The 26,563-nt window shown below is 55.0% G+C and carries 27 protein-coding genes; 11 read left to right on the top strand and 16 right to left on the bottom strand.

Going from position 1 to position 26,563, the window contains the following annotated elements:
• Positions 1 to 31: 31 nt before the first annotated feature.
• From IAE55_RS14940 to nirB, 8 genes are all read right to left on the bottom strand, one after another.
• Positions 32 to 1,150: a sulfate ABC transporter substrate-binding protein gene (locus IAE55_RS14940; RefSeq protein WP_200633135.1), complete on the bottom strand. Its 1,119-nt coding sequence runs from the start codon at positions 1,148 to 1,150 to the stop codon at positions 32 to 34.
• 276 nt (positions 1,151 to 1,426) lie between these two features.
• On the bottom strand, positions 1,427 to 1,615 hold the full coding sequence (locus tag IAE55_RS14935; RefSeq protein WP_200633134.1) for a hypothetical protein: 189 nt from the start codon (positions 1,613 to 1,615) through the stop codon (positions 1,427 to 1,429).
• Positions 1,616 to 1,744: 129 nt separating this feature from the next.
• Positions 1,745 to 2,803 carry a lactonase family protein gene (locus tag IAE55_RS14930; RefSeq protein ID WP_234489561.1) on the bottom strand — a complete coding sequence of 353 codons (1,059 nt, stop codon included), beginning with the start codon at positions 2,801 to 2,803 and terminating at the stop codon, positions 1,745 to 1,747.
• Between the two features lie 215 nt (positions 2,804 to 3,018).
• Positions 3,019 to 3,429, bottom strand: coding sequence for a DUF4395 domain-containing protein (locus tag IAE55_RS14925; protein WP_105445708.1), 411 nt, complete (start codon positions 3,427 to 3,429; stop codon positions 3,019 to 3,021).
• A 299-nt stretch (positions 3,430 to 3,728) separates the two neighbouring features.
• A complete protein-coding gene (gene cobA, locus IAE55_RS14920) occupies positions 3,729 to 4,496 on the bottom strand; it encodes a uroporphyrinogen-III C-methyltransferase (protein ID WP_145161374.1) in 768 nt (255 codons plus the stop codon).
• Entirely contained in the window at positions 4,493 to 5,362 is an 870-nt protein-coding gene (locus tag IAE55_RS14915) for a formate/nitrite transporter family protein (RefSeq protein WP_145161377.1), read from the bottom strand. The genes cobA and IAE55_RS14915 overlap by 4 nt, the downstream gene beginning before the upstream one ends.
• Positions 5,363 to 5,384: 22 nt before the next feature.
• Positions 5,385 to 5,702, bottom strand: a complete 318-nt coding sequence (gene nirD, locus IAE55_RS14910; protein ID WP_105445714.1) for a nitrite reductase small subunit NirD — start codon at positions 5,700 to 5,702, stop codon at positions 5,385 to 5,387.
• A 12-nt stretch (positions 5,703 to 5,714) separates the two neighbouring features.
• The gene (nirB, locus tag IAE55_RS14905) at positions 5,715 to 8,150 is read right to left on the bottom strand and encodes a nitrite reductase large subunit NirB (protein WP_145161380.1); all 2,436 of its coding nucleotides are present in this window, start codon (positions 8,148 to 8,150) and stop codon (positions 5,715 to 5,717) included.
• Between the two features lie 342 nt (positions 8,151 to 8,492).
• Between nirB and IAE55_RS14900 the strand changes: the two genes are divergently transcribed.
• Positions 8,493 to 9,116, top strand: a complete 624-nt coding sequence (locus IAE55_RS14900; RefSeq protein WP_145161382.1) for an ANTAR domain-containing response regulator — start codon at positions 8,493 to 8,495, stop codon at positions 9,114 to 9,116.
• The gene (locus IAE55_RS14895; protein ID WP_145161385.1) at positions 9,113 to 10,147 is read left to right on the top strand and encodes an anthranilate phosphoribosyltransferase; all 1,035 of its coding nucleotides are present in this window, start codon (positions 9,113 to 9,115) and stop codon (positions 10,145 to 10,147) included. The genes IAE55_RS14900 and IAE55_RS14895 overlap by 4 nt, the downstream gene beginning before the upstream one ends.
• A gap of 272 nt (positions 10,148 to 10,419) precedes the next feature.
• Here the strand turns inward: IAE55_RS14895 and IAE55_RS14890 are convergent, their stop codons facing one another.
• From IAE55_RS14890 to IAE55_RS14880, 3 genes are all read right to left on the bottom strand, one after another.
• Complete coding sequence (locus tag IAE55_RS14890; protein ID WP_076172796.1) at positions 10,420 to 10,698, bottom strand: DUF2277 domain-containing protein; 279 nt, start codon at positions 10,696 to 10,698, stop codon at positions 10,420 to 10,422.
• A gap of 115 nt (positions 10,699 to 10,813) precedes the next feature.
• Positions 10,814 to 11,611 carry an N-acyl homoserine lactonase family protein gene (locus tag IAE55_RS14885; protein ID WP_186382014.1) on the bottom strand — a complete coding sequence of 266 codons (798 nt, stop codon included), beginning with the start codon at positions 11,609 to 11,611 and terminating at the stop codon, positions 10,814 to 10,816.
• A 167-nt stretch (positions 11,612 to 11,778) separates the two neighbouring features.
• Complete coding sequence (locus IAE55_RS14880; protein WP_076172795.1) at positions 11,779 to 12,216, bottom strand: RrF2 family transcriptional regulator; 438 nt, start codon at positions 12,214 to 12,216, stop codon at positions 11,779 to 11,781.
• 445 nt (positions 12,217 to 12,661) lie between these two features.
• Between IAE55_RS14880 and IAE55_RS14875 the strand changes: the two genes are divergently transcribed.
• Positions 12,662 to 13,630, top strand: coding sequence for a putative RNA methyltransferase (locus tag IAE55_RS14875; protein ID WP_186382015.1), 969 nt, complete (start codon positions 12,662 to 12,664; stop codon positions 13,628 to 13,630).
• Between the two features lie 99 nt (positions 13,631 to 13,729).
• On the opposite strand, the gene IAE55_RS14870 is transcribed toward IAE55_RS14875, so the two are convergent.
• Together IAE55_RS14870 and IAE55_RS14865 are read right to left on the bottom strand one after the other, a co-directional pair.
• Positions 13,730 to 15,361 carry a DUF4179 domain-containing protein gene (locus IAE55_RS14870; protein WP_200633133.1) on the bottom strand — a complete coding sequence of 544 codons (1,632 nt, stop codon included), beginning with the start codon at positions 15,359 to 15,361 and terminating at the stop codon, positions 13,730 to 13,732.
• Positions 15,318 to 15,914, bottom strand: a complete 597-nt coding sequence (locus IAE55_RS14865) for an RNA polymerase sigma factor (RefSeq protein WP_105445719.1) — start codon at positions 15,912 to 15,914, stop codon at positions 15,318 to 15,320. Before IAE55_RS14865 ends, IAE55_RS14870 begins: the two co-directional genes overlap by 44 nt.
• 610 nt (positions 15,915 to 16,524) lie before the next feature.
• On the opposite strand from IAE55_RS14865, the gene IAE55_RS14860 reads away from it, so the two are divergent.
• The 5 genes from IAE55_RS14860 to IAE55_RS14840 all read left to right on the top strand — a co-directional run bounded on the left by IAE55_RS14860 (position 16,525) and on the right by IAE55_RS14840 (position 20,560).
• A complete protein-coding gene (locus IAE55_RS14860; RefSeq protein ID WP_145161396.1) occupies positions 16,525 to 17,250 on the top strand; it encodes an MBL fold metallo-hydrolase in 726 nt (241 codons plus the stop codon).
• Positions 17,250 to 17,816, top strand: coding sequence for a TetR/AcrR family transcriptional regulator (locus IAE55_RS14855; RefSeq protein ID WP_105445721.1), 567 nt, complete (start codon positions 17,250 to 17,252; stop codon positions 17,814 to 17,816). Before IAE55_RS14860 ends, IAE55_RS14855 begins: the two co-directional genes overlap by 1 nt.
• A 125-nt stretch (positions 17,817 to 17,941) precedes the next feature.
• Complete coding sequence (locus IAE55_RS14850; protein ID WP_145162112.1) at positions 17,942 to 18,460, top strand: CcdC family protein; 519 nt, start codon at positions 17,942 to 17,944, stop codon at positions 18,458 to 18,460.
• Positions 18,461 to 18,910: 450 nt separating this feature from the next.
• On the top strand, positions 18,911 to 19,342 hold the full coding sequence (locus tag IAE55_RS14845) for a DUF1641 domain-containing protein (RefSeq protein WP_076172788.1): 432 nt from the start codon (positions 18,911 to 18,913) through the stop codon (positions 19,340 to 19,342).
• Positions 19,343 to 19,381: 39 nt separating this feature from the next.
• On the top strand, positions 19,382 to 20,560 hold the full coding sequence (locus IAE55_RS14840) for an NAD(P)/FAD-dependent oxidoreductase (RefSeq protein WP_145161399.1): 1,179 nt from the start codon (positions 19,382 to 19,384) through the stop codon (positions 20,558 to 20,560).
• Positions 20,561 to 20,656: 96 nt separating this feature from the next.
• Here IAE55_RS14840 and IAE55_RS14835 read toward each other — a convergent pair whose 3' ends face one another.
• Complete coding sequence (locus IAE55_RS14835; protein WP_200633132.1) at positions 20,657 to 22,531, bottom strand: FUSC family protein; 1,875 nt, start codon at positions 22,529 to 22,531, stop codon at positions 20,657 to 20,659.
• A 355-nt stretch (positions 22,532 to 22,886) separates the two neighbouring features.
• On the opposite strand from IAE55_RS14835, the gene IAE55_RS14830 reads away from it, so the two are divergent.
• The gene (locus IAE55_RS14830) at positions 22,887 to 23,165 is read left to right on the top strand and encodes a hypothetical protein (protein WP_145161404.1); all 279 of its coding nucleotides are present in this window, start codon (positions 22,887 to 22,889) and stop codon (positions 23,163 to 23,165) included.
• Positions 23,166 to 23,204: 39 nt separating this feature from the next.
• On the top strand, positions 23,205 to 24,158 hold the full coding sequence (locus IAE55_RS14825; RefSeq protein WP_145161407.1) for an L-lactate dehydrogenase: 954 nt from the start codon (positions 23,205 to 23,207) through the stop codon (positions 24,156 to 24,158).
• 4 nt (positions 24,159 to 24,162) lie between these two features.
• Here the strand turns inward: IAE55_RS14825 and IAE55_RS14820 are convergent, their stop codons facing one another.
• Positions 24,163 to 24,615 carry a hypothetical protein gene (locus tag IAE55_RS14820; RefSeq protein ID WP_145161409.1) on the bottom strand — a complete coding sequence of 151 codons (453 nt, stop codon included), beginning with the start codon at positions 24,613 to 24,615 and terminating at the stop codon, positions 24,163 to 24,165.
• 93 nt (positions 24,616 to 24,708) lie between these two features.
• Between IAE55_RS14820 and IAE55_RS14815 the strand changes: the two genes are divergently transcribed.
• The gene (locus tag IAE55_RS14815; protein ID WP_145161412.1) at positions 24,709 to 24,981 is read left to right on the top strand and encodes a hypothetical protein; all 273 of its coding nucleotides are present in this window, start codon (positions 24,709 to 24,711) and stop codon (positions 24,979 to 24,981) included.
• A 19-nt stretch (positions 24,982 to 25,000) separates the two neighbouring features.
• Here IAE55_RS14815 and IAE55_RS14810 read toward each other — a convergent pair whose 3' ends face one another.
• A complete protein-coding gene (locus IAE55_RS14810; RefSeq protein WP_145161415.1) occupies positions 25,001 to 26,488 on the bottom strand; it encodes an amidase family protein in 1,488 nt (495 codons plus the stop codon).
• Between the last annotated feature and the right edge of the window lie 75 nt (positions 26,489 to 26,563).

Genomic DNA, 26,563 nt, shown 5'->3' with positions numbered 1-26,563 from the left:
CCTTTCCTGCCTTCGGCCTTGTGTGCGCCGATCAGCTGCCAGGCGTATAAATTTGATCGAAAATGCCTCCGTCGCTAAAATGCTTCTGCTGCGTCTCATCCCACGTTCCGAACACATCCTGCAGCGTAAACAGGTTGATGTCGTGGAATTTATCCTTGAACTTCTCCTTGACGCTATCCAGTGTCGGCCGGTAGAAGTTTTCCGCGGCGATCGTTTGGCCTTCCTCCGAGTACAGGTACTTCAGGTAAGCTTCGGCCACTTCGCGGGTTCCTCGCTTATCCACGACTTTGTCAACGACTGCGACCGGCGGTTCGGCAAGGATACTGACCGACGGATAGACGATGTCGAATTTGTCCGGACCAAGCTCCTTGACCGACAGCATGGCCTCGTTCTCCCAGGCAAGCAGCACGTCGCCGATGCCGCGCTCTACGAAGGTTGTCGTCGCTCCGCGGGCGCCGGTGTCGAGCACGGGTACGTGCTTGAACAGTTCCTTGACGAACTCCTGCGCTTTGGCCTCGTCGTTATTGTTTTGCTTCAAGGCATAACCCCACGCCGCCAGGTAATTCCAGCGGGCGCCGCCCGATGTCTTCGGATTCGGCGTGATGACTTCCACGTCGCCTTTGATCAGATCGCCCCAATCCTTGATGTTCTTCGGGTTGCCCTTTTTCACCAGAAACACGATCGTCGAGCTGTATGGAGTGCTGTTGTGCTCGAATTTGCTTTCCCAGCCTTCATTGATCAGGCCTTTCTTCTGTATCGCATCGATGTCATAGCCGAGCGCCAACGTGACCACATCCGCTTCGAGTCCGTCGATAACGGAACGGCTTTGCGCCCCCGAGCCCCCATGCGACTGCTTAATTGTGACCTTCTGGCCCTTTTCTTTTTCCCAATAGGCCGCAAACGCCTTGTTGTAGTTCTCGTACAGCTCCCGCGTCGGGTCGTAGGAGACGTTCAGCAGTTCAACCGGTTTGGCCGAGCTGTCCGCCTGCGCCTCCGTGCTTTTCCCTTCGGTCGTGCCCCCCGCCTCTTTGTCAGTACTTCCGCTGCCGCTTCCATTTCCGCAGGCCGCTAGCGCAGCAGTCAGCAGCAGTGCCAGCCCTGCGCTCACTCCCCGCCTTACGATTTGTTTTCTTCTCCATACGTGTACCATAGACCCACTCCCCAGTGATAAATGTACGGCCTGACCATGATTCATCGTGAAATTCTCGGTTTGGCCGGTGTTCGCCAAGCAAAAAAGGACAGAGGAAAATCCGGCACAGCCTGCAGACAATCCGGTCATGAATCGACCTGTCTGCTCCTGTTCCAGAGGTTCCTCCGTCCGTACGGTGAGAACTGCAATTTGTAATTATTCCTACCTGATTAGTATGTTATATGGCTATATTGTAGTGAGCCGAAACGTACCTGTCAAACCTTTTTTTCACAAAAATCAATTTCTTTTTCTGGACCTGAACACCAGGTTCGTGACAGTGCCGACCACCAGACTGACCAGCATTGCGGATACAGCGAGACTGGCCACAATGGCAGCATAATTGGCCGGCGGGACGATATTGATGATCCCCAGACCAAAAACGAGGACAAACACAATCGCGTAATCGAGCCATCGGAACTTCCTCATCCTATTCCCCTCTCATCGCTCCGTCATATCGGAAATTTGCAATGGAGCTTAACCCCAATGTATCACAACAAAAAAACCAGGGGAACCATAAAATGGAACCCTGGTTTTGGTTGTTAAGAAATTAGCCTGCTATTCGCCCTTCACCCACTGCTGAATGCATACCGGCTTCGGCAGCTCCAGCGCAAAGCCGGTCGGCGTCAATCGCCCGGAATCCGAATCGATCTTGTACGACAGCATATTGCCGGTATTCTGGTTTGCCGCTATCAGGTATCCCGAAATGATCGCGAAATTGCGCGGAAACTCGCCGCCCGTCGATACCCAATCCACCGGGGTCAGCTCACCGGTCGACTCGTTGATATGGAACAGGACGATGCTGTCATCTCCCCGGTTGGACCCGTACAAGAAACGCCCGCAAGGGGAAATATGGATGTCGGCGCAGAAGCTCTCCCCGGTAAAATCCTCAGGCAGCGTAGATATGTTCTGCAGCACTTTCAATTCCCCGGCCTGCCCGTTATAGGCAAACACCGTTACCGTATTGTCGAGCTCGTTAATGCCGTACGCCCACTTGCCGGACGGATGAAAATCAAAGTGGCGCGGGCCCGCTCCCGGCGTCGTTTTTACTTCCCCATGGGTCACCAGCTTGCCGTCTTCCAGGCGGTAGAGCACGATTTCATCCAGCCCCAGGTCGCAGACCAGCACAAACCTACCTTCCGGATCCTGAAAAATCGAGTGCGGATGCGGCCCCTCCTGCCGGTCGTCCCGGATGCTGCGCCCGCTGTGCTTGACGATGGAGCTCATCTCCGCCAGCCCGCCGGTTTCGCCGATCCGGAACACATTGATATGCCCGCTGGAATAATTGGACACCATCGCAAACTGCCCGTCCCGGGTCAAGGAGACATAGCAGGGGTCCGCCCCTTCCGTCGGCATCCGGTCCAGCAGATGGAGCTCGCCGGTTTCATTGTCGATCGAATAGGCGAAGATCTCGCCGCTTCCCGTTTCGCTCACCGCATACAGCCGGTCCCCCGCCGCATTCAGCGTCAGATACGAGGGATTGGCAATGCCGGGCAGGCCGTTCACGACGGCCATTTCCCCGGTTTCCGTGTCGAGGGAACAGAGGAATATCCCCTTTTCCGCCTCAGGGGCGTATGTACCTGTATAGAAGAAGCTTTTATTTTCCGGGTTCACCATTCACCACTCCTTGTCCATTCAAAAATAGGATTCTCATCTGAATTAATTATAGATTCATTTCTGTAGTTCATTCTATATATTACCCTATTTTATTCTCGGCGACTGCCAGCGGCTGATGAAGAAGGGCGCAGCAAAAAAGCGCTCCTGCGAGCGCCTCGATGGTGTGGAAACGAACGGACCGGTGAGCGGTCACTTTCCCTGTATATTAAACCCGTTTATGAATGAATCCGTCTTCTCGCCTTAAACTGCTTGTATTGAAAATACACCGTACAGCCGATGCAGTAACCACACAGCGCCACGAATGCCGCCAGAAACAGCATCGCCGCAAAAATATACCCGAGCACCGGCAGCTGCAGTGCAAAAAAGAGCAGCGACAGCGTCAGGAACAGCACGGCCAGCACATTGTTGAACCGCTGCAGTTCCAGCGCCTGAGTCGGTTTGCCTTGGACACGCAGAAACGGTTTGGCCAGGAGCACGAACGCATTTTTCCCTGTCAGCAATCCAAGCACCTGAATGATCCACAGCGCCAGCAAAATGTACGGCTGGTTGAACACGGCGGTCAGGATCACAAACAGCACGATGCCGGTCTGATTCGCTTTGACGTAGGGTTCCGGAATTTCCTTCATCGGGGTTCACCGTCCTTTAAAGAAGAGATTGGGGTCTTTGACCTTACTATAGAATATTAATCCGATGAGTACAATAGGAATAAAATGAGATGTGGTTCACGCAATTAATCTTTTATGATCTAAAACGTTTACCGACTCCAATGAAAAAGGCCCTGCGCCGCGGCAGAGCCCTTCTGATCGTGAAGCTTACTTGATCTCGATTTTAAAATCCTGCTGTATCAGTCCTCCAGGGTAATCTGCCAGCCGTTCGATTAGACTGGCCCCCCATTCGGTTGTCCCTTCTCACGGCTTTCCTAAAGTTACCCGATCCGCTCCTCAGCCTCCTCGGCCAGGCGGAGCAGCTGCTCCCGCACATGCACCACCTCGCCAAAAATGAGCAAAGCCGGGTTTTTGACGTGCATGAGGGTGGCCAGCTTGTGGATGCTGCCCACCGTGCCGGTAATGACCCGCTCCTGCTCGCTCGTCCCCTGCTCGACGATCGCAGCCGGGGCCGAATGCGGCCGGCCGTGAGCGATCAGCTCGCGGCAGATATCGGCCATGCCGGCGACACCCATGTACACGACCAGGGTGTCGACGCCCTGGGCAAGCAGGTCCCAGCGGGGACCCTGCTCCCGGCCGGCACAGCTCGAGCCGCTGACGAAGGCGACCGAGGCGCTCCGCCCGCGGTGGGTCAGCGGGATGCCCGCCGACGAGGCGGCGCCGATCGCCGAGGTCACGCCCGGCACGAACTCGTACGGGATGCCGCGCAGCGCCATCTCCTGCGCCTCTTCGCCGCCGCGGCCGAAGATCAGCGGGTCGCCGCCCTTAAGCCGCACGACCTGCTTGCCCTTCATGGCGAACGCGGCGAGCTGCTCGTGGATTTCCGCCTGCGGCACCGCATGCTGCCCCGGCGCCTTGCCAACGTAGACTAGCGCAGCGCCTTTCTTCGCGTACCCAAGCAGTTCCTTGTTTACCAGGCGGTCATACAAGATGACATCCGCCTCCTGGATCCGCCGGAGCGCCTTTACCGTAATGAGCTCCGGATCACCAGGACCGGCGCCGACAATAGATACCATGCCCGGCTTCATCGGCCGCGTTCGGCAGACACAGCCGCCGCCTCCATGGAGCCGCGGGCTCCGGCCGATCCGATCGCGCTCGGCTTGCTTTTGCCAAATCCGCGGATGGACACGTAATACGCTACGCCCGTAAACAAAGCGCCGCCAATGAAGTTGCCGATCAGCACAGGGATCTGGTTCCACAGCCACCAATCGGCAAAGCTGACGTTGGCGCCCAGCATCATCCCGGCCGGAATGACGAACATATTGACGACGGCATGCTCGAAACCCTGGCCGAAGAAGATGAGAATCGGCAGCCACATCGCTGCGATTTTTCCAGCGGTGGACTTGGACGTAAACGCCATGACCACGCCCAGCGTCACCATCCAGTTGCACAGCATCGCCTTGATCACGACCAGCAGCAGACCTTCGCCGCCGAGCTCCTTATAGGCCAGCGTCTTTGCTTCGCTCGTCTTGATGATCGTCTGGACAAGCGGGCTGCTCATGTCGTGCCCCATTTTGGTAATGGTCAGGCCGTACAGCACCGCATAGACCAGGCAGCCGATCACATGGCCGAGGATGACCCAGCCATAGTTGCCAAGCATGGAACGGACCGAGGCCTTTTTCTGCAGCACCGCCAGCGGAATGAGCGCAAAGCTCCCCGTCACCAGCTCCAGCCCAAGCAGCACAATAATCACAAAGCCTACGGGAAAAATAAGCGCACCGGCCATCGGAATATTCGTTTGGGATGAAGCGGTAAAGGCCAGCGTCGTGGCACAGGCCAGAATCGCCCCCGCCAGCAAGCTGCGCACCAGCATTTGCCCCGGACTCAGCTTTGCTTTGTTCGCGCCTCCCTCAATCATGTCATTTAGAACCTCGCCTGGTTTTACGTAATCCATCGGCTGCTCCTCCTCCCTCTTCTTAAGATTCTGTCAGGCAATAAATCGCCCCGCTTTCCGGATCCACCTCAACCTCATAGGTGCCGACCTTGCCAGTATCCGGCTCCTGCACGCAACCGCTGCGCAGGTCGATTTTCCAGTCGTGCAGCGGACAATGCACATCCTTGCCGCACACCATGCCTTCGGAGAGCTTTCCTCCTTTGTGCGGGCACTTGTTCTCCACCGCCAAAATATCCCCGTCGCTTAAGCGGAACAAGGCAATCTCCGTCCCCTCCAGCACCACCGTCCGTGATCCTTTCGGATCGATTTCCGATATGTTTCCGATCAGATGTTTAACCATCCCGTTTCCCCCTTAGTTCTTCACAGGCTCTGCATTCGGCAGAGGTTCAAAGTTTTTGCGGAGTTCCTTGTCGGACAAAATCTCCTTCCACGGATCCTTCTGCGTGCTGAGCGCCAGCTTCAGCCGCGCATGGAGAGCCTCGCGGTCTTCCTTCTTCTCCAGCGCCTTCTTTACGCTGTCCAGCCCGACCCGCTCAATCCAGACCGAAGTTCGTTCATTCCACTGCGCATGCTCACGGTAATATTGAATAAAGGCACTCGCCCATTCGACCACTTCATCCTCCGTCTTCACGACGCAGAGCAGTTCGGTTGCCCGCACATGCACGCCGCCGTTGCCGCCGACATGAAGCTCCCAGCCGCCATCGATGGCGACTACGCCGAAATCCTTAATCGTCGCTTCCGCGCAGTTCCGCGGACATCCCGATACGGCCAGCTTCACCTTGGCCGGTGTACTCAGACGTTCCAGCTCTTTTTCAAGCCGGATGCCCATGCCGATGGAGTCCTGGGTACCGAACCGGCAAAAGGTGGAACCGACGCAGGTTTTGACCGTGCGGAGCGCTTTGCCGTAAGCATAACCGGAAGGCATGTCGAGCTCCTCCCACATTTTCGGGAGATCCTCCTTCTTGACGCCAAGCAGGTCGATCCGCTGCCCGCCGGTGATCTTGACCATCGGCACGTCGAATTTCTCGGCGACTTCGGCGATTTTCTTCAGCTCGGACGGGGAAGTGACGCCACCATATATCCGCGGCACCACGGAATAGGTTCCGTCCTTTTGAATGTTCCCGTGGTACCTCTCGTTGGTGAACCGGGATTCTTTTTCATCCTTATAAGACTCGGGGAACAGCATGCCCAAATAGTAGTTCAGCGAAGGACGGCATTTGGAGCAGCCTTCGGGATTGTTCCAGCCCAGCACGTTCATCACTTCTTTGATGGACTTCAGTCCCATCCGGGAGATTTCCGCGACGATTTCGTCGCGGTTCATTGTCGTGCAGCCGCATATGCCTTCTTTGACCGGCTCTCCTGCCGCATCACCCGCATAGAGCTGAACCAGTCCCTCGACCAGCGGCTTGCAGCCGCCGCAGGATCCGGACGCTTTGGTGCAGGCCTTAACCGACGACACGGTCGTGCAATTTTTGTTCAGGATCGCGTCCTTGATCGTCTCTTTGGTGACGCCGTTGCAGCCGCAGATGATCTCGTCATCCGGCAGACTGGCCAGCCGTTCTTCCGGCGATACGGAAGATCCGGCGCCGACGGCGAAGCCGAGCAGCAGCTCCTTTTCCCGGCCCTTGACCGATTCCCGGCTCTTCATCAGCGAGAACAGCTTGGAGCCGTCGCCCGTGTCCCCGAACAAAACGGCGCCGACGAGCCGGTCGTCGTGGATGACGATCTTTTTATACACACCCTCCACTTCATCTTGGTAGCGCAACGCCCTGGTGCCCTCCGGCTCGGCAAAATGCCCCGCGGAGAATACATCTACACCCGACACCTTCAACTTGGTTGAAGTCACGGAGCCGGCATAACCGGCGGTATCGACGCCCGCAAGCCGTTTGGCGAGCACGGCCCCTTGTTCATACAGGGGAGCGACCAGTCCGTAGGCGATGCCCCGGTGCTCCGCGCACTCGCCGACAGCATAGATGCCGGGAATGTTCGTTTCCATATAATCGTTGACGACGATGCCCCGGTTGACCTCAATTCCGGCGGACTTTGCCAAGGCCACATTCGGCCGGATGCCGACCGCCATAACGATTAAATCGGCGTCGACCCGGGTTCCGTCGGTGAAGCGAAGCTCCTTGACCCGCTTGCGCCCCATAATGGACTCGGAATGCTTGCTCAGCAGAAATGTCATCCCTTGGGCTTCCAGCTCCCGCTGCAGCATCCGCGATGCGGTTTCGTCCAGCTGACGCTCCATTAAATAAGGATGGATATGGACGACCGAGACGTCCATGCCGAGGTGCAGCAGCCCTCTCGCCGCTTCGAGCCCCAACAGTCCGCCGCCAATGACCACAGCTTTTTTATGCTTTTTAGACGTCTCCATCATCATTTCGCAGTCCTTGATATCCCGGAAGGCGATTACCCCTTCCTTATCTGCGCCCGGAAGCGGGAGCATGAACGGATTGGAGCCCGTCGCCATAATCAGCACGTCATATTTCGCCTCTGCACCTTGATCGGAGTAAACGACGCGGTTTTTCGTATCGATTCGGGTCACCATGTGCCCGGCATATAGTTGAATCCGGTTCTCTTTGTACCAGTCCCAGTCGTTGATCACAATTTCCTGAATATCCGCACCGCCCGCAAGGACCGATGACAACATGATCCGGTTGTAGTTGGGATGAGGCTCCGCCCCGAAAATCGTGATTTCGTACGCATCCGGCGCCAGCTTCAGCAGATGCTCCAGCGCCCTTACCCCCGCCATCCCGTTACCGACCATGACCAGCTTTTTCTTCGCCATGTCTCTTCCGCTCCCCTCAATAGTCCAATCTTCTGACTCTTGTACCAAAAACCAGAAAAGCCCGCCTTCGGACCCTGGACAGAGTGACGCACTCTGGCTCAGGAATCGAAAGCAGGCTTCATTGCCGCTATAAAGGATACACCGTTGTATCCGGCTGTTATCAAGTTCTTGAGGGAAATATACACTATCCCCCGAGCGTTTGTCAACATATTTAACATGAAAACACAATTTCATTTGGTTATCGACATGTCACCTTGTTTTATGTTATATAAATTAACATACAAATCTGTTGCACTCATCTTAAACTCTGACTGGACTGAATTAAGAAGGGAGCGTCTATGCATGCGTTCATTGCTGGTTATCCACCGCCAGACCCCTCCTTCAGAGCGAAGTGATTCAGATAGCAGGACGCTTCTGCCGGAGTACATCCTTCGTTCCTACGGGTACCAAGTCCATCTAGCGCGCAATGAGGAGCAGGCGATCGCTGGAATCGGAGATGCGGACGGTGCGGTGCTTCACCTTCCGGTCTCCGAGATCAAGGCTTGGTGCGGCAAGCTCGAGAAACACAAACAAACGCCGGTTCTTTGGTGGTGCAGCGATACGGCCGCCTCGTTGTCCCTGGAGGCATGTGAGGATGATGTCATCATTGACGGGCTTTTATTCCCGACCATGAAAGCACACGAGCTCCATTGGTCGCTGCATTTCAGCTCCGCCCACTTTTATGAGCGGCAGCAGTGGAAGAACGAGCGCAAGCAGCTTCTCGCCCGCATTGAGGAACGAAAGTGGATCGATATGGCCAAGGGGATTCTGTGCGAACTCAAAAATATATCGGAATCCGAAGCCTATGACGTCCTGCGCAAGCAGGCGATGAATGAACGGAAACGGATGGTGGACGTCGCGACCTCCATCGTCAAGCTGTATCAGCTGCTTCAGGAATCCGGTTCGGGAGGTGCCAAGAAATCATGATCCATTTATTAAAAGAAGTCGGCCGGGGCAAGCGGGGCGCCCGTGACCTGACCTATGAGGAAGCCCTCCAGGCGGCTGAAGCGATCCTCGGTTTAACGGCCACGCCCGCCCAGATCGGGGCGTTTTTTATCGCCGAACGCATCAAAATGGAAAGCGTAGAAGAGCTGGAAGCCTTCGTGTCGGTCCTGCGCAAACACGCCGCCCGTTCGGACCTTCCGCAAGGCATCGACTGCGCCGGCCCGTATGACGGGCGGAAGTCGTCCTTTATGTCCACGATCGCCACCTCGTTTGTGCTGGCTGCCGCAGGGCTGCCTGTCACCTTGCACGGGTCGGCGTCCCTTCCACCGAAGTGGGGGATGACGCTGGCCGATGTTTTTGCCGCAATGGGTATTTCCGATCCGTCGCTGTCCAGGGAGCTGTGCCTGGAAGCAGCGCGCCAGACGGGCGTACTGTACGCCCATGCCGAGACTTGGTGTCCTCCGCTGGCGAAGCTTCGCTCCATTCGCGAGGAGCTCGGCATGCGGACCGTGCTCAACACGGCCGAGAAGTTTGCGGATTACGGGCACTCCCCATTCTTAACGTTCGGGGTGTACCATAACACGGTCTTTGACCGGCTCGGCCGGCTCATCATGAACCTCGGCTATGAGCGGGCCATGATTATCCAGGGAAGCGAAGGCTCGGATGAGCTGTATATCCACCGCCCGACCCGAACCTACCGGATCGAACACGGGGAGGCTTCGCTCCAGATCATCGATCCGGAGAGCTTTGGTCTGGATACGCCGCTGCCGGAGGTCGACTGGACGCCAGCCGAGCAGGCGGCGGTCACCGGCCAGGTGCTGCAGGGCAAGGGCAATATGGCTTTTATGTATCAGGTGCTGCTGAACGCGGCCGTGCGCCTGCATCTGGCGGAGCGGGTGCAGTCTGTTGAGGAAGGCCTGTATACGGGCAAGGCGCTGCTGGAATCCGGCAAGCCGCGGGAGCTGTACGAAAAGTGGCAGGCAGTGCTCAAAAACCAGCCGTTAACGGTCTGAATTCCCTGTCTTCCTGCTGTCGGTAGAGGCAGAACAAAGAACGTCCCGGAAAATTCCGGGGCGTTCTTTGGTTTGTCTACAGCTTGTCTTTGGTTTGTCTTCGGTGCGGCATCGGTCTACATGGCGGGCTCCCTCGGCTTAAGCCGGGACCGGTCTTACCCCAGACCATGAGCTTTGGCGTAACCTATGGCTTCTTCGTTCCAGCCTGGTCCAAGCATGCGCCCATTAGCTGACTACTGCCGCTTAAGCCTCGTACTGCCTAACCCCGCCGCTTACGCCTCTGCCGTTCCGAACCGCTTCGCCGACCGCTCTTTCGCCTTCTGGGCCTCAATCTCGCGGTCACGGGGACTGGAGTTTGTAACCAGGGAGTCCAGCAGCTTCCTGGATGCCGCGGCGACCTCCGCTATCGCCAGATTAAAAGCTTCCTCATTCGCCTTCGACGGGCTCTGGAAGCCTGACAACTTGCGCACATACTGCAGGGACGCAGCCTGAATCTCTTCATCGGTAGCCGGCGGATCAAAATTAAACAGCGTTTTGATATTTCTGCACATAGCCCTTCTCCTTTGGAATGTTTTTCGAATGCGTTTTATGTCCAATATAACGCACCCGCTGCCGTTTTCCAAGAAAAGGGATACCGTTCTCCTGCATCAAATCTGTTTCCCGCATTTAAAACCGCATAGGAATCGGCTTCGCCTCATGATGGGCCAGCGCCGCAACGCAGTCCTCTCTCCCGGCGAAATCCCGCACCCACTGCAGCGATTTCATCGCCTGATCCGGATCCGATGTAATCCCCGGCAGAATCATCTCCTGCCAGGATCTCTCCGCATACCCAGCATCGGAAGCCAGGAGCAGCCATCCATTCTCTACTTTGGCCAAAATAGACAAATGTCCTGGCGTATGTCCCGGGGTATGAACCAGATACAGCAAGCCGTCGCCGAATACATCCAGACCCGATTGATACGGGCCGTAGGGAATCGGCTCGAGAGCAAACGGCGTTAAGGGCACTTCCCGATGCCATGCCTCCTGGCTCACGGCCGCAAACTCCCATTCCGGCTGGCTGACGAGAAAACGCCCCGCACCCTTCAGCAGCCCAAGGCCGCTGATATGATCGACATCCAGATGGCTGATGACAACAAGGTCAATATCTTTCGGGGTAAGCCCGCGCGCCTGCAGCTGTTCTCTGACAGAGCTGCCGGCAGGCAAATCGTATTCGATGAACTGCCATAAATCGCTGCCCAGGTGCTGCTCCGGCCGGGTTCGTATATCCTCATGCCATCCGGCATCGACTACAACGCGCCGTCCACTGGGGTGCTCAATCAAATAGCTGGACAGCGGAACCTCGGACTGGAAGGATTCGCCCCGCTGATTCACCGGAGGGATACTGTCCAGTTCTTTAAATGCGAGCGAGCGGTCATATTTCAATCGGCCTGTATGCAGCACCTCTACCTTAACAAAATCGTTCATGATAACTCCCCTCCCTAAATCGGATAAACGCATTATCCAATGTTTAGCGATTTTCGGGAAGAAGGCACTTTAAAGTGATATACGAACCCGAAAGTTCGTGCCGCACTCCAGTAACAGCACAAAAAAGCCCGGCTTACGCCGGACTTCATGTCGTTCCATTCTGTTCATCACGTGGGGTTTGCCGCGCTGCCCGCTTCCTCGATCTGCTTAATGACATCCGTCAGCGTAATGCCATCCAGATACCGCTCCAGCGCGGCTTCACCACCGCTGTATATCTGATCCATAATTCCCTCGATATTGGAAGCCACTTCACAAGGCAGCTCCTCTCCGCCTGAACACCAGCTCGGCTTCAAGGATCCTCTTGCAAGCAGACGGTACAAATCACCCAATGTGACCTTCTCGGTGCCCGGATTCAGCAAATAGCCCCCGCCGACACCTTCCTTGGTCGTTACATACCCCTGTTTGCGCAGCAATCCAAGCACCTTCCGAATCCGTGCCGGATGCGTGCAGACACTCTTGGCAATCTCTTCACTGTTAGCCATTCGTTCTTCTTTCAAGCTAAGAAGGGTTAAACAATGGACGGCAATGTTGAACTCACTATTCATTTTCGCTCCCCCTTATTACTGTAATTATATGGTTTACAGTTGCTTGTGTCAACCGGATTGCCAGGGTTTGGAACGTTTTCCGTTGAAAAATAAATAAAGGACGTTAACGAGACTGCCGGAGCTGTTTTTCCTCCGGACCAGTATGCTTAGTTTGACTTAAATCCCCTTGGATTAAACCTCCTCTCCTGACAGATCCAGCGATCGTTTTCCCGGCTTTGAAAAGTTTGTTATACTAAAGCGGGATCCTGTCCTTTAGATCTAAGGCTGCAGGCTCCCTAAATCCTGCGTAAAAGAGGTTGTGTAAACCATGATCATTCAGTTTATTCGTTACCGTTAATGTAAGGTACAGATAACAAAAGCCCCGTTTTTTAAAAAATACTGACGAGGGTTTATTTGTCTGTGCCTTTTTCATTCAAACGGAAAACGAATGAATGGGGTGTTTTTGGTGCACAACGCTAAATTAACCGTGCTCTCCGGACTGATATCCCGGCATGAGCACCTGTTTCGCTGCCCAATCTGCTCCCGCCCATTGCAAATGGACGGATCTCGCAGCATGATTTGCGGCAGTCGGCATTGTTTTGACTTGTCCAAGGAAGGTTACATCAACTTGATTCCGCACGCTGTGCGGTCCAAATACAACAAAGACCTGTTTACTTCACGGCGGGAAACCAGCCGCCACGGCTTGTTTGACCCGCTGATCGATGCGATTCGCAACAAAATTGAGGATACGGCGCCTTCTCGATCGAGGGAATTACGCATTTTGGATGCGGGATGCGGCGAGGGCTCCCATTTGGCGGCGATTCTGTCTGCCCTGCAGAAGCCGGATGCTCCAGACATCCTGGGCGTGGGCGTGGATATCGCCAAAGAAGGGATTCGCCTGGCCGCCAAGTCGGGCGTCCCCGCCATCTGGTGTGCGGCCGATCTGGCTGGCAGCCCGTTTGCCGACCGGCAGTTCGACGTCATCCTGAACATCTTGTCTCCGGCGAACTACCAGGAGTTCCAGCGCCTACTCCAGGATGATGGCCTGGTAATCAAAGTCATCCCGGGGAGCCGATATCTGCAGGAAATCCGCGCCTTGTTCCAAGGTGAGGCTGCAAACCGGCCGTCTCCGGCCGAGGGGTTTACCGACGGATGCACAATCGACCGCCCGTCTCCTGCTGCCGACAGCACCACCCGACGGCTCGTTCCTGCTACCGGGCGTACCGCCGAATTGTTCGGCAGGAATTTTGCCAGTGTTGATGTTCAGCATGTGGAATACGGCATGCTCGTCGCCGGGGAAGCTTTGGAGCATCTTTTGCGCATGACCCCGCTCTCTTGGGGCGTACCGAAAGAGGCCATTCGGAAGGCTGCCGGGCAAGGCCCCCTGCGTGTCACCTTTGATTATGTAATGTTGTGCGGCGGGATGAACGAATAAGTGATCGGTCTTATCGACATCAAAGCCCCTATCGGCCATCAGAGGCCGGTAGGGGCTTTTTTATACAACGATTCGGTTATGGGGTGGGCTGGGAGATCGTCATGGAGCTTCCCAATAATCCTCCGGATTCACGTTTTCCAGTCCCTTGATGGGCTCGCCCTTCGGCAGGTCGAAGAACCAATCGACGTTGGTGTACCACTTGTCGGTGACCTTGCGGATGAGGGTCGCTTTTTCAGGAAGGGTTGTTAAGCCTTCGACGATGAAGCCGGGGTCGCCATTAACGTCCTGAAACTCGGTCAATCCTCCATAAGAGCCCCTAAAGCTTGCGGGAAATTCCCTACCTGATTTTTCGTCTCTCATCACCCATTCGTCATGGGAAAACATATTTCTGAATTTTCCTTCCACCTGAAGCAAACCAACCATTTCTCTCTCAAGCGAATTCGGATCCTGGCCAATCTTCATGCTGCTGATCGTTAATGAATCCCCCTGCCCTTGAAACTCTACAGGCTTCAAAGACAATTCAAGAGGATGAAATTGCACCGAATCGTCACTTATCACAGGAATGGAGTACCCGTCCAAAACAAACCTTACCTTCTCGCGGTCATAGGGAAGATACTTGAACGTGTAGTACCAGTGAAGCGTATCTCCATCCAACTGAGGCTGTTGGGCAATCAACGTTTCCATATGCGGACTTCTATGGTTATTGACGCTTGAAAAGTCAGTTCCATTCTCGTCCTCAAAATGGTACATGAGCAGCATATTCTCCAAACCTGATTCCGGGACCAGCTTAGCCAGCTTTCCATCTAATGAAGTAGATAGCTCCAGCCGTACAGCACTTGGCGTTCGAACCAGCCGTTCCATCTTAACGTGTAATCCATCTGGTGTAGTATACTGCTGATCCAATAGCGTTACTTTGGTCAGTTCATTCGCTTTTTTCATATCCAGGGAAAATTTGAAATTCCAATTCCCCTTAACGACCTTATGGGAGAACAGCTTCCGCCCAATTTGGGTGATCTTCCCTTCCACGGTGAGCGTATCGGATTTAACTCCGTCCGGGAAAAGTGAAGATACATTTTCAATTACGGCGGATCCCCCTAAAGAATAAAGCTTTGCCACTTCTTTGCCCTCGGTATCCTTAACTGTAACTTGGCTCCAGTCTACCTTGTTTACCACTGGCTTCCCATTCGGGTCGGTAATTTTGACTCCCATCATAATCCGGGCCGCATCCACAACAACTTCATTAATTTCTAATGTATATCCTTTGTCCTTTACTTTGATATGCGGATTTTGGACAAGTCCGAGTGTTTGAGAATCCAACAGCCCAATATCCGTATTATCCCTCGCAAATATCGACCTCACCCAATCCGCTATCGAAGGCTGGGCGTAAACCGTTAGTGCGGCGGCGACGATCAGTAAGCAGGCTGCGGCCAGAGCGGCCCTACGAATGAACGGAGAACGTCTCTTTTTTCTCAACAAAATCGTGTCCGGCTCGTTTTCCTCAGCTGCAGGCTCAATCGGGACATCAGCCAGGGAAGCCATCACCTGCCGGGTGAAATCATCCGTCAACTGCTCCGGGTACAGCGCTTGGCTCCAGGCCTCCTGCTCCTGTCGGACTTCTGCCATCAATGCCTGACAGCGAGAGCAGTTCTGCACATGGATATTTAAGCCAGCCCCAGCAGACGCTTCTTCAAGAATGAACTCTTCCATCTGAGCACGATTCAAGCATTTCACGGCTGATCCCCTCCTTTCCTTTCAGCTTTTTTTGCAGCTGCTTTCTGGCCCGGTGCAGCCGGTTGCGAACCTGATCCACCGTCAGACCCGTGACACTGCCGATTTCGTCATAGCTCAGCTCATTTGTGTACCGCAGCAAAAACACCAGACGGTATTGTTCAGGCAGTTCCCGAACTAACTGCAAAGCCTCCTGCCGAGCTTCCTTCCGAAGGAGAGCCCTCTCGGGCGTGTTCTCATCCCGTACCGCTTGGTAGGCTTCTTCCTCCGGGGCCTGCGGAAACGACTTCCGCCTTCCCGCATCCCGCAGCACATTCACCGCGATCGTATACAGCCAAGACGCAAAGCTCGATTCCAGGCGGTAACTGGCCAGCTTGCGATACGCTTTGACAAAAGCCTCCTGCGTATAATCCTGGGCATCCTGATGACCCGCCCCCATACTCCGGAGCAGACCGTAGATTTTGTTTTTATGCGCATCGACCAGCTCGGCAAAGACTTCCTTGCGCCCAGCCAACACCTGCTCGATCAGCATGCTTTCCCGTTTCGGGTCTATCATGACGATCCTCCCTGCTTTAATAGCCATCTGAATCTATAGACGGCATATGAGGACGAATGCTCTCACTTTCTGGAAAAAACATCTGTTAATCGGTCGAACAGATGCCAAAGCGGATTGTCCCAACTCTCCCCGACTACCCGATCAGGCGCAAAAAAGTCCGCCACACTGAACATCACAGCGGCGGACTCGAGAGGGATTTTCGGAGTCAAAATCCCCAAAATCACAAAAAAATGAGCCCTTCAGCGAAGGAGCTCCAAATCAGATTAGACATATGAAAGGGTTTACAATAGGTATTATAGTATAAATCTTCCTGATTGAAAACGCTTTTTTATCCTTTAATTTCATTTTATCTCATGCGGGCTGTTTATCGTATATCTCTTGTACCTCATGTTCTTATATTACCTTCATGTCCTTTTATCCCCACACCCTTATATCCTCATGTCCTAGATTTCACATGTTTCTCAGTACATGTTTCTCATTACATGTTTTCCATCACATATTTACCAATTTTTTTTACACATCTCCGCCAATTATTTTTAAATGGGGTATTGCCAAAACTAATATCATTAGTTATTATACTAATATGATTAGTCTTGAGGAGGAGTTATCCATGAAAATGACGACCGTTCAGCAAGTAACCCAGGTTGCTTTTATGCCCCGCTTGTTTCCCGTTAATGTGTATCTGATTGAAGAAGAAGACGGGTTGACCCTAATCGATGCCGGCATGCCTTTTAGTATAAAAGGCATCCAGCAAGCCGCCGCCCGCCTAGGCAAACCGATCGTAAGAATCGTTCTTACTCATGCACATGGCGACCATATCGGGGCATTCGACCTGCTGAAGGCGGCTCTTCCTCAAGTGACGACTTATATTTCCCGCCGCGACAGCCGCCTCCTTACGGGCAGCAAGGAGCTCGAGCCCGGCGAGCCGCAGGAGCCGATCCGCGGAGACATCCCCGCCCCGGGCAAGGTCACCACGAAGCCTGACGTGCTGCTGGAAGACGGAGACCGCATCGGGTCGCTGCTGGCCGTCGCCTCCCCCGGACACACGCCGGGACATATGGCGTTCTACGACACGCGCAGCGGCGTACTCATCGCGGGCGACGCCTTCCAGACCCGCGCGGCGCTGGCCGTATCCGGCCATATGCAGCCGCTGTTCCCTTTCCCGGCGATGGCCACCTGGAGCAAGGCCACTTCCATCGCCAGCGCCAAACGGCTGGCCGGTCTGAATCCGACCTGGCTGGCGGTCGGCCACGGCAAAATGATTCCGCAGCCGACCGATAAGATGGCTGTCGCCATTTCCCGGGCCGAGGAGGCCTTGAAGAAGGGGGCGGTCTAATGGTGCGCCGCATGGGGCTTGACCGCGAAACCCTGCTGATTGCCGCGGCCGAACTGGCCGATGAAGCCGGATTGGATAACCTGACGCTGTCCGCTTTGGCCCAGAAGCTCGGCGTCCGCTCCCCTTCCCTGTATAACCACGTGAACGGACTGCCGGACCTGCGCAGCGCGCTTGCCGCTTACTGCATGCAGCATCTCGTCGATTTGATGCGCGACGCGGTCATCGGCAAATCGGGCGAGGAAGCGATCCTGAGCTTGAGCACAAGCTACTTGGCATTTGCCCGTCAGCGCCCCGGCCTCTATGAAGCCTTTTACAAAATCGAAGCGTCGGATTCCCCGGAAACCGCAAAGCTGGGTGAGCAGCTGTTGAGCATCTTTATCCGGGTTCTCGAACCCTACGGTCTCGGGGAACAGAACACATTGCATACGATCCGCGGTCTGCGGAGCCTCCTGCACGGCTTCGCCTCCCTGGAACAGAACAATGGCTTTCAGATGAAGCTGGATTTTGACGAGAGCCTGCATTTTGTCATGAGAGCCTTTCTGAAAGGACTGGAATCCGGCGCATAACCGCCCGGCAGGCTTGCCCTCAAGGCTTGGTAAAGATGTCATATGACGTTCAAGTTTACTTCTCTATTTGTGTGATATACTATTAGATGTGATTAATTATATTGACAAGAGGGGAGTCCTTGAACGTGCCTCATATCAGTCCCTTGTATTTGCAAATTGGAACAACCGTGGGGACGTTGGTTTTGGCCCTGATGACCATATTCATCCGTATCAAGGCGAGCCACAGACCCGTTACGATAAAGAAAATACTAATTCCGCCGATGGGCATGGCGACCGGTTTCCTGATGTTCGTCGCCCCGGCCGTGAGAATCCCGCTGTGGTGGGCGCTCATCGCCTTTTTAGTCGGCTGGTTCCTGTTCTCCTATCCGCTGATACGCAGCACCAAATTTGAAGTAAACGGAGGACAGGTCTTTGCGCAGCGCTCCAAGAGCTTTATCATTATCCTCTTCGCCCTGCTGGCCGTCCGCATGCTGCTGCACCAGGTGATTGAGGAATATGTATCGATTCCGCAGACCGGCGCCCTGTTCTTCATTCTGGCCTTTGGCATGATCCTCCGCTGGCGGATTTTCATGCTGAGACAGTACCGGAAGTATGCGCCCGCTGCCGTAGATTCGGTATCAGATCCCTTAAATCCGGCGGAATGATCCCATGATCGATACTAAGCCAACTAACGTCTTCCACGCAGGGTTTCCTGCCCGGGGCAAACGATAAGCCAATTTCCTTAAGATAAGGAGATTGGCTTTTTTGATATCAGAAGACTTTCCTCAAAAAATAAACCCGCCAATGCATAGCACCGGGCCGTTTGGAAAATGCTTAAAACGAATGAAATAAGCGGGTCCGCTGCGCTGGACGCCCGGCCTGCAAGCTCTTTTCCAATCGATGGCGGCGATACCATGTATATTTTTTCACATTTCTTTCGTAAAGTGGTCCTTTTTACGATCATTTATGTTAACATTAGGAGGACGATAGTGACTAGGCCTTTTCGGACGGAAAAGGTCTTGTGGCTTGTAGATACTCCTTCGAAGGGAGTCTATGAGCTCCTTTTCATTATAAAAATACTTAAGCACAACTGCTTACGCAAAGGAGAAATGGACATGTCAGAAGCAATTTCTGAACAAGAGACACAAAACGTGTCTGTCGGCAAGGAACAAAACGACGTGCTGGACCAGCTGCTCAAACCTGAGGTGCAGGAATCCCTTACGATTCTGGTCGACCAGCTTCCAAAGCTGACTGAGCTTGTGAATCTATTGACAAAGTCTTATGACTTCGCTCAAACCGTTGCTACCGACAAAGTGCTGAAGAGCGACACCGTCGGCGCGATCACCGAAATTGTGGAGCCTGTGAAGCATTCGGTGAAGAACATCGCCGCTACTGTCATCGAAGCGAAAGACCGCGCTGAAGACAGCAACGAAGTGATCGGTCTTTTTGGTCTGCTTAAAATGCTGAAGGATCCGCAAGCTCAAAAAATCTTCCGGTTCCTGAACGCTTACCTTCAAATCTCTGCGGAAAAAGCAAAACAACAATAATCTTTTATACATCTAACCAGTAAGGACGGAGGAAAAACCATGTCAAAACATATTGTCATTTTGGGTGCCGGTTACGGCGGCTTGCTTGCCGCTCTGACCGTACGCAAATATATGAACAAAGATCAAGCACGGGTTACGGTCGTGAACCAATACCCTACGCACCAAATCATTACCGAGCTGCACCGTCTGGCTGCAGGCAGCATTGCTGAGAAAGCCATCGCTATGCCGCTCGAAAAACTGTTCAAGGGCAAAGAAGTCGACCTGAAGATCGCAACGGTCAACTCTTTCTCCGTAGACAGCAAAGAAATCAAACTTTCCGACGGTTCCAGCCTGTCTTACGACGCTTTGGTTGTCGCACTCGGAAGTAAAACGGCTTACTTCGGCATTCCAGGGCTCGAGCAGTACAGCTTCGTGCTGAAGTCTGCTGAAGACGCGCTGAACATTCATAAGCACATCGAAGACCGCATCCGTGAATACTCCAAAACCAAAAACGAAGCTGACGCAACGATCCTCATCGGCGGCGGCGGCTTGACCGGCGTTGAGCTTGTCGGCGAAATCGCTGATATCATGCCTGGTCTGGCTAAAAAATACGGCGTAAATCCAGCCGAAGTGAAGCTGCTTCTGGTTGAAGCCGGCCCTAAAATCCTGCCTGTACTGCCTGATCCGCTCATCGAGCGCGCGCAAAGCAGTCTGGAAAAACGCGGCGTAACCTTCCTGACAGGATTGCCTGTAACAAACGTGGAAGGCAACGTGGTTGACCTGAAAGACGGTCAAAAGATCGTAACCAACACCTTCGTATGGACCGGCGGCGTGCAAGGCAACCCGCTCGTAGGCGAATCCGGCCTCGAAGTAAACCGCGGACGCGCTACCGTCAACGAATTCCTGCAATCCACTTCCCATCCGGACGTGTTTGTAGCTGGGGACAGCGCCGTTGTATTTGATCCAAGCGGACGTCCACAACCGCCAACCGCGCAAATCGCTTGGCAAATGGGCGAGCTGATCGGCTACAACCTGTATGCCCTGCTCGAAAACCATGCGTTCGAAACATTTGCTCCGGTGAACTCCGGTACGCTTGCAAGCCTTGGCCGTAAAGATGCCGTTGCTACCATTGGCGAAAGCAACACATCCCTCAAAGGCCTGCCTGCATCCCTGATGAAGGAAGCAAGTAACATCCGTTACCTGTCCCACATCAAAGCTCTCTACACGTTGGCTTACTAATCTGTAAACCATCGTTTGACGCATTAAACCAAACAGCCCTCTTTCCAAGGCATTTGCCATGGAAGAGGGCTGTTTTTTGTTGGGATTGGTGCCCGCTCACCTACCGTTCAGCGCATGCCGGAGATCGGCGAGCTCCTGCCCGATATCCGGCACCAGCGGCAGCTCCAGCCCGTCGGTTCCCTCTGGCCCCTCTTCCGTCTCCCGCCGCTGCTCTGCGGACTGGGCCATTTTCTCGAGATGGAGCAGCACAGCTCCCAGCTCCGGGTCAGGCAGGACGGGCCGGAGGGCGCTCAGCGCGTAGGAGTTCAGCACGTACCCGAACTGATCCAGCGACCAGATGACGGGCAGCAGCTTCTCCAGCTCCTCCTCGCTGCGCGGAATCTCGCCGAGCGCGGTCTGGTACACCGTCCTCAAATTGGACAGGTGCCGCCGCATGGAGCGCTGCTGAAGGATGAGGCTCAGCCTCGCTGCGGCACTCGCAGGCTGCCGAATGAACAGCAGTGCCAGAAACTGCGCCTGGCTGCGGATCGTCCGGCCGAGAAGGTACGGAATCCGGCTGGAAGCCGAGCGGCTGCCGACCAGCAGCACGCCGATCAGGCCGATAACGCTGCCGACGAGCACGTCGGTCAGCCTGGCGCCGGCAAAATAGCCGAAGTTATGTATCCGGGTATTGGTCTCCGCCATCAGCAGCGCGTTGGGCGTGATGAACAGCATGGCCAGGGCGTAGTTACGCACGATGAGCAGCTCCGTAAAAAAAGTGAACAGCATGATCGCAATGGATACGACAAATCCCTCCGGGTGGGTCCACAATATCGCGCTCGCGATGAGGATGCCAAGTATCGTTCCGAGGGATCGCTGAATCGCCCGGTGAAAGGTGGCAATGACGGTGGCACCGAGCATCACCGAAGCACAGGAGAGCGGCACCCAGTAGGACCGGTTCAGCTGAAACGCATACGCGATAGCGGCCGCCACCATCAAAATGACACCGAACCGGATTGCCTGCAGAAATACGATCGAGTCCTTATCCAAATTGCCCTCCAGGATGCTCCGCACCGGCGTGCGGGTCAGCTTGCGGCGGTCCTGCTCCCCCTCGGGTTCCGCATCGCTAAAAATAGCATCCAGCTGCCCAACAAGGTCCCTCAGATCCCGGATGCGGGGATCCGGGTCGTCCGGCAGCGGCGTTCGAACCCATGCATCCGGCTGCCCGCACGCTTCCCCTGCCCTTCTGACCGCGGCGCTGAGCTCGGGCGGCAGCTTCTCCCCCACGGCCAACGGAATTTTGTCCGTAATCAGATAAATGTGGTGCGCAAGCGAGTACATCCGCGACAACCGGCGCGGTGTTGCGTCGCTGCGCCGATCAAACCCGCCTGTCGCTAGCGTGGTTTCCGCGCTGTACATGGACAGCAGCGTCTGATGCCGGGCCCGGCTGTATTCCCGGGTGCCCGCACCATCCAATAGGGAGCCCAGGTCGAGATACAGCTGGCGGACGGCGCCGATTTCGGGACCGTGCGGCCGAAACAGCCAGCCGGCCATGGCAAAGCACCAGGCCAGCATTCCGCCTAGAAACACCAAGCCGCCGCGGAGGAACGCCTGGGAAGGATCGGGCGGCATCCCCGTGGCCAGCGTGAAGCTGAGCACGAAAAATAACGCCCCCGGACCTTTAAACTTCAGCACGCCGAACAGGTAGGACGCCGCTGCCCCGATGCAGCCCAGAACAAAGGCGGCAAGGAGCGGGGAGGGAGCCAGCAGCGTTCCAGCTGCCACAGAGAACGTCAGGCCCAGGGCGGCGAACAGAATTTTTCTGGCCCTTAACGCATACGGCTCACTCGCCACGTACAAATAGGCGAATCCGCCTGTTCCTGCCAGCATCCCGTACGAAAATTGGCCAAGCCAAAAACCGATCAGGGATGGCAGGCCAATGCACAAGCCGGCGCACAAAGCCCGGTTCCAAGGAAGCGCAACCTTTTTCATCTCTAAGGCTTGTTTGAGAGTACGCGATAAAAACGGGTGTTGCTTTTTCGTTACCCCAACTTGGATCCCCCCCCTTCCGCACCTGATCATGCCAAAAGAGCAGCCCCACACCTGTAAGGCCGCTCCCGGTTTACCATGTACTATATTTATTGCCAACCGTAATCCGCAATATGCTGAGGCCTGGTTGCTCCTCCGCCCATTTTTGAGGTCCTCTCGCATTGCGCCATGCTGCCGAAACCTTCCACTCCGCGTGAGGAGCGAATAGCCCAAGCCCGATTTTCCATAAAATAATATGATTCCACGATTCAAAGTGCCGCTTCAAAATTACCCCAGGGCACAGGGCAGGAGGAAAGGAATGAAGAAGGACCTAGGGCGCCCCAGGCGGCGTTCCGAGTTTACGGTTTGGGTCGTGTCCCGATCCGATGTGTTTACGTTTGTGGTCTACGAAATTATTCTCAGCTCTGCGGTGTATGCCGGCCTCAAGCGGGCCAACGGGCATGAGCTGATCGCCATACTGGGCAGTTCGGTCAGCACAACCGTGTGCAAAAAGTGGGTTCGCCTGGATGCGCTGGCCTGGTGGAGGCGCGGGCGGGAGCTCCATATTGTTCCCTGGCCGAAATCTCCCGTAGTGTAATTTGAGGAATTCTAGCTCACGGAGAAGGAGGTGGCGGAAATGAAAAGAAGAAAGCGCAGGGTCGCCATCGTCGGCTCGGGCATGGTCGGTGCAACTGCGGCCTATTCCATGATCAACCAATCGATCTGTGACGAGATCATGATGGTCGACCGCACTTATGACCGCGCGCTGGCGCAGGCGCTCGACTTGTCGCACTGCATTGATTTTACGCATACGCGCACTTCGGTTTACGCTGGAACATACGCGGACTGTTCAGATATGGACGTCGTAATATTGACGGCAGGAGCTAATCCGAAGCCGGGCCAGACCCGGCTGGACGTGCTTGAAGAGGCGGTACTTATCACCCGACAGATCGTTACGCCGATTTTGAAGAGCAGCTTCGAGGGCATATTCATCACCGCGGCCAATCCGGTCGATATCGTCACCTATCTGATCCAGCAGTTGTCGGGCTTTCCACGGAACCGGGTCATCGGCACCGGAACGTCCATCGACTCTTCGCGCCTCAAAACGCTGCTGTCGGACATTTTTTCGATCGACCCCCGTAGCGTTCACGGGTATGCTCTGGGTGAACACGGCGAGTCCCAGTTCGTCGCCTGGTCGCATGTCACGATTGGCGGCAAACCGGTTCTGGACATTCTCTCACAACACAAGGAGCGCTTTAAGCACGTGGACCTGACGGACATCGCCCGAAAAACGAAGGACGCCGGCTGGGAGATCTACACCCGCAAAGGATCTACGCATTTTGGCATCGGTAGTGCCATTGCCCACATCACCCGCTCGGTGCTGAACGATGAGCATAAAATAATCGCCGTGTCGGCCATCCTCGAGGGAGAATACGGCGAACACGGCGTGTGTACCGGCGTCCCGGCGATTATTCACAGCGACGGGATCCAAGAAATTATCGAGCTGAATCTGAATGAAGATGAGCGCGGGCTGTTTGCCGCGTCCTGTGGCGTCATCCGCAGCAATTTGGATAAGCTGAATCTGGTCTAGCCGGCTACATCCACCGGATAAAAAATCTCTGTTCCACGGCGATTTCATGCTCCTCCGCCCATTGCAGAAGCTCTGGCTCGCCGGCGGGCTGACGGGGCTGCAGGACAAAGCACAGCTTCATCGGCACGATCCGCCGCTGCTTCAGCTTGATTCCATACCAGCGCTCGTTGATCCACACGCCCTGAATGTCCGCAGCGGATACTTCCTTGCCTTCCAGAACAAGCTTTCCCGGTTCGAGCAGCAGTGACTTGGGTTTGCCTGCTGAGCGGAAGAGAGAAACCGCGATAGCTCCAATAATATATAGAAGCAGCAATATATTCATGACGTAAATGCTTATTTTAAAATTGTCATCCAACGAATTAACAATTAACATTTGAATCGTGATGGCTAGAATCACAACCATGCCGATTAAAAATTTTGCCCGCAGCGGATATTTAATAGCAAGCTGGGAACGCATGAGCTGCCCCCTTTCCGAGTGTTATTTTACATATTATGGGACGCAAGCTATACTGCTATCATACATCACTTTTCTGGAAAGGGGGAAGCCCGCGTGAATTTCGCCTTGATCGGTTTGGCGGCTGTCTTGATGGTGTTGTTTTGGTCCGCTCTAGTGATCGGGGGTATCAAGCTCCTCTTCAGCAAGGGACTAAAACGGAGGCTGGACCCTTTTATCCTGTTGTCACTCGTTCTTGGACTGGCTGCCGTCGCCCGGATCGTCCAATGCTGGATTTACGGCCAACCTATGCCCGCAAGTCTCATCATGCTTTTCGTTTCCATCCTTCTGGTCGGGTCATCGCGGCGTTACTTGAAAAACCAGCTTTAAGTTTTCACCATCCCCTTGCCTACTCCAGAACAGGAGGCACACGGTGCCTGGTGGCTTGTTCATAGCCGTGAGCGATCTTGATCAGCGTCGGCTCGCTGAACGCCCGGCCGATAAAAGTAATCCCCTGAGGCCCTTTGGTGGTATAACCCCCGGGTGCAATGACCCCGCGCTCGGCGAATCCGCCCGGCACGGTAATGACCGGGAAACCGGCCCGTGCCGCCAGGTCATCGCCCCCTTCATTCCCCAGAAACAAGAGGGCATCCAGCTTATGCTCATCGAAAGCCCCGTTCAGCCCCTGCCTTGCCTGACTGATGCTGCGCTTCAGGCTGTGGATATACTCCTTTTCGGTCAGTGTGCCGCTGGTAGCCTCCGAGTGGATCAGAACATCCTGCCCGTAGCGGAGGCAGGTATCCGCATGCTCCTCATTGAACCGGATCACCTCTTCGAGAGAATGCACCGGCACGGTTTCCGGCAAGCGGGACAGGTAGTCATTGACCCCTTTTTTAAATTCATAGGTCAGCACATGCCCATCCCACTCCGCCTGCTCGCAGGATAATTCGACGGGATCAATGATCTCGGCTCCCTTCTCCTTCAGCACCCTGATCGCGGCTTCGATAATATTCAGCCGATCCTCGTCCAGATCCTGATAGTAAAACCTCGGAATCCCGATTCTCGCCTGCGGGAGAAATTCGGCATCCAGAAACGGCGTATAGTCCGTATAAAATTGACCACTGCTGCCGTGTGTCACCTCGTCCTCCGGGTCTACGCCGGTCAAAGCGCCAAGCAGCACCGCTGCGTCGGCCACCGTTCGGGCCATGGGGCCTGCCGTATCCTGCGTATGCGATATCGGGATAATGCCGGCTCGGCTTACTAACCCGATCGTCGGTTTGATCCCGACGATATTGTTCTGGCTGGCCGGGCTGATGATCGACCCGGAGGTCTCCGTGCCGATGGCGGCCGCGGCCAGATTCGCCGCAACCGCGCTGGCCGAGCCGGAGCTCGAGCCGCCGACAAACAGTTCGCCGGGCCCGTAAGGGTTCAGGCATAACCCGGCACGGCTGCTGTATCCCGACCACATCGTGCTGGACATAAAGTTGGCCCACTCGGTCATATTGGCTTTTCCGAGCAATACCGCCCCGGCAGCCCGCAATTTTTCCGCCACGAAGGAGTCCTTCACGGCTACCGAATCCGCCAGCGCCAGCGCCCCTGCGCTGGTATGCATCGCATCCCGCGTAGCAATGTTGTCCTTCAACAGAATCGGGATGCCGTGCAGCGGCCCGCGGGTGCCAATTTCGTACCGCTCTTCGTCGAGCGCCCGCGCGATATCCAGCGCCTCGGGATTCACTTCGATGATCGATTTCAGTTTTCCGTCAAACTGCCGGATTCGTTCCAAATACAGCTGGACCAGCTCTTCCGAGGTGATGGTGCCGGTATTCATCGCTTCCTGCATGCCGGCGATATCGGCCTCCACGATCCACTCAGCCGGGTTTATTGGACTGCTGCTCATTATAATCGCCCCCCTGGGTAAGCTGCCTTCGTCAGCATGTATCTGCTTACCATTTTTCGTAACACTTGATCTGTA

This window comes from Paenibacillus sp. S28 (genome assembly GCF_016624415.1).
Taxonomy (GTDB): Bacteria; Bacillota; Bacilli; order Paenibacillales; family Paenibacillaceae; genus Paenibacillus_AQ; species Paenibacillus_AQ favisporus.
This window is presented reverse-complemented; position numbering and strand designations above follow the sequence as displayed.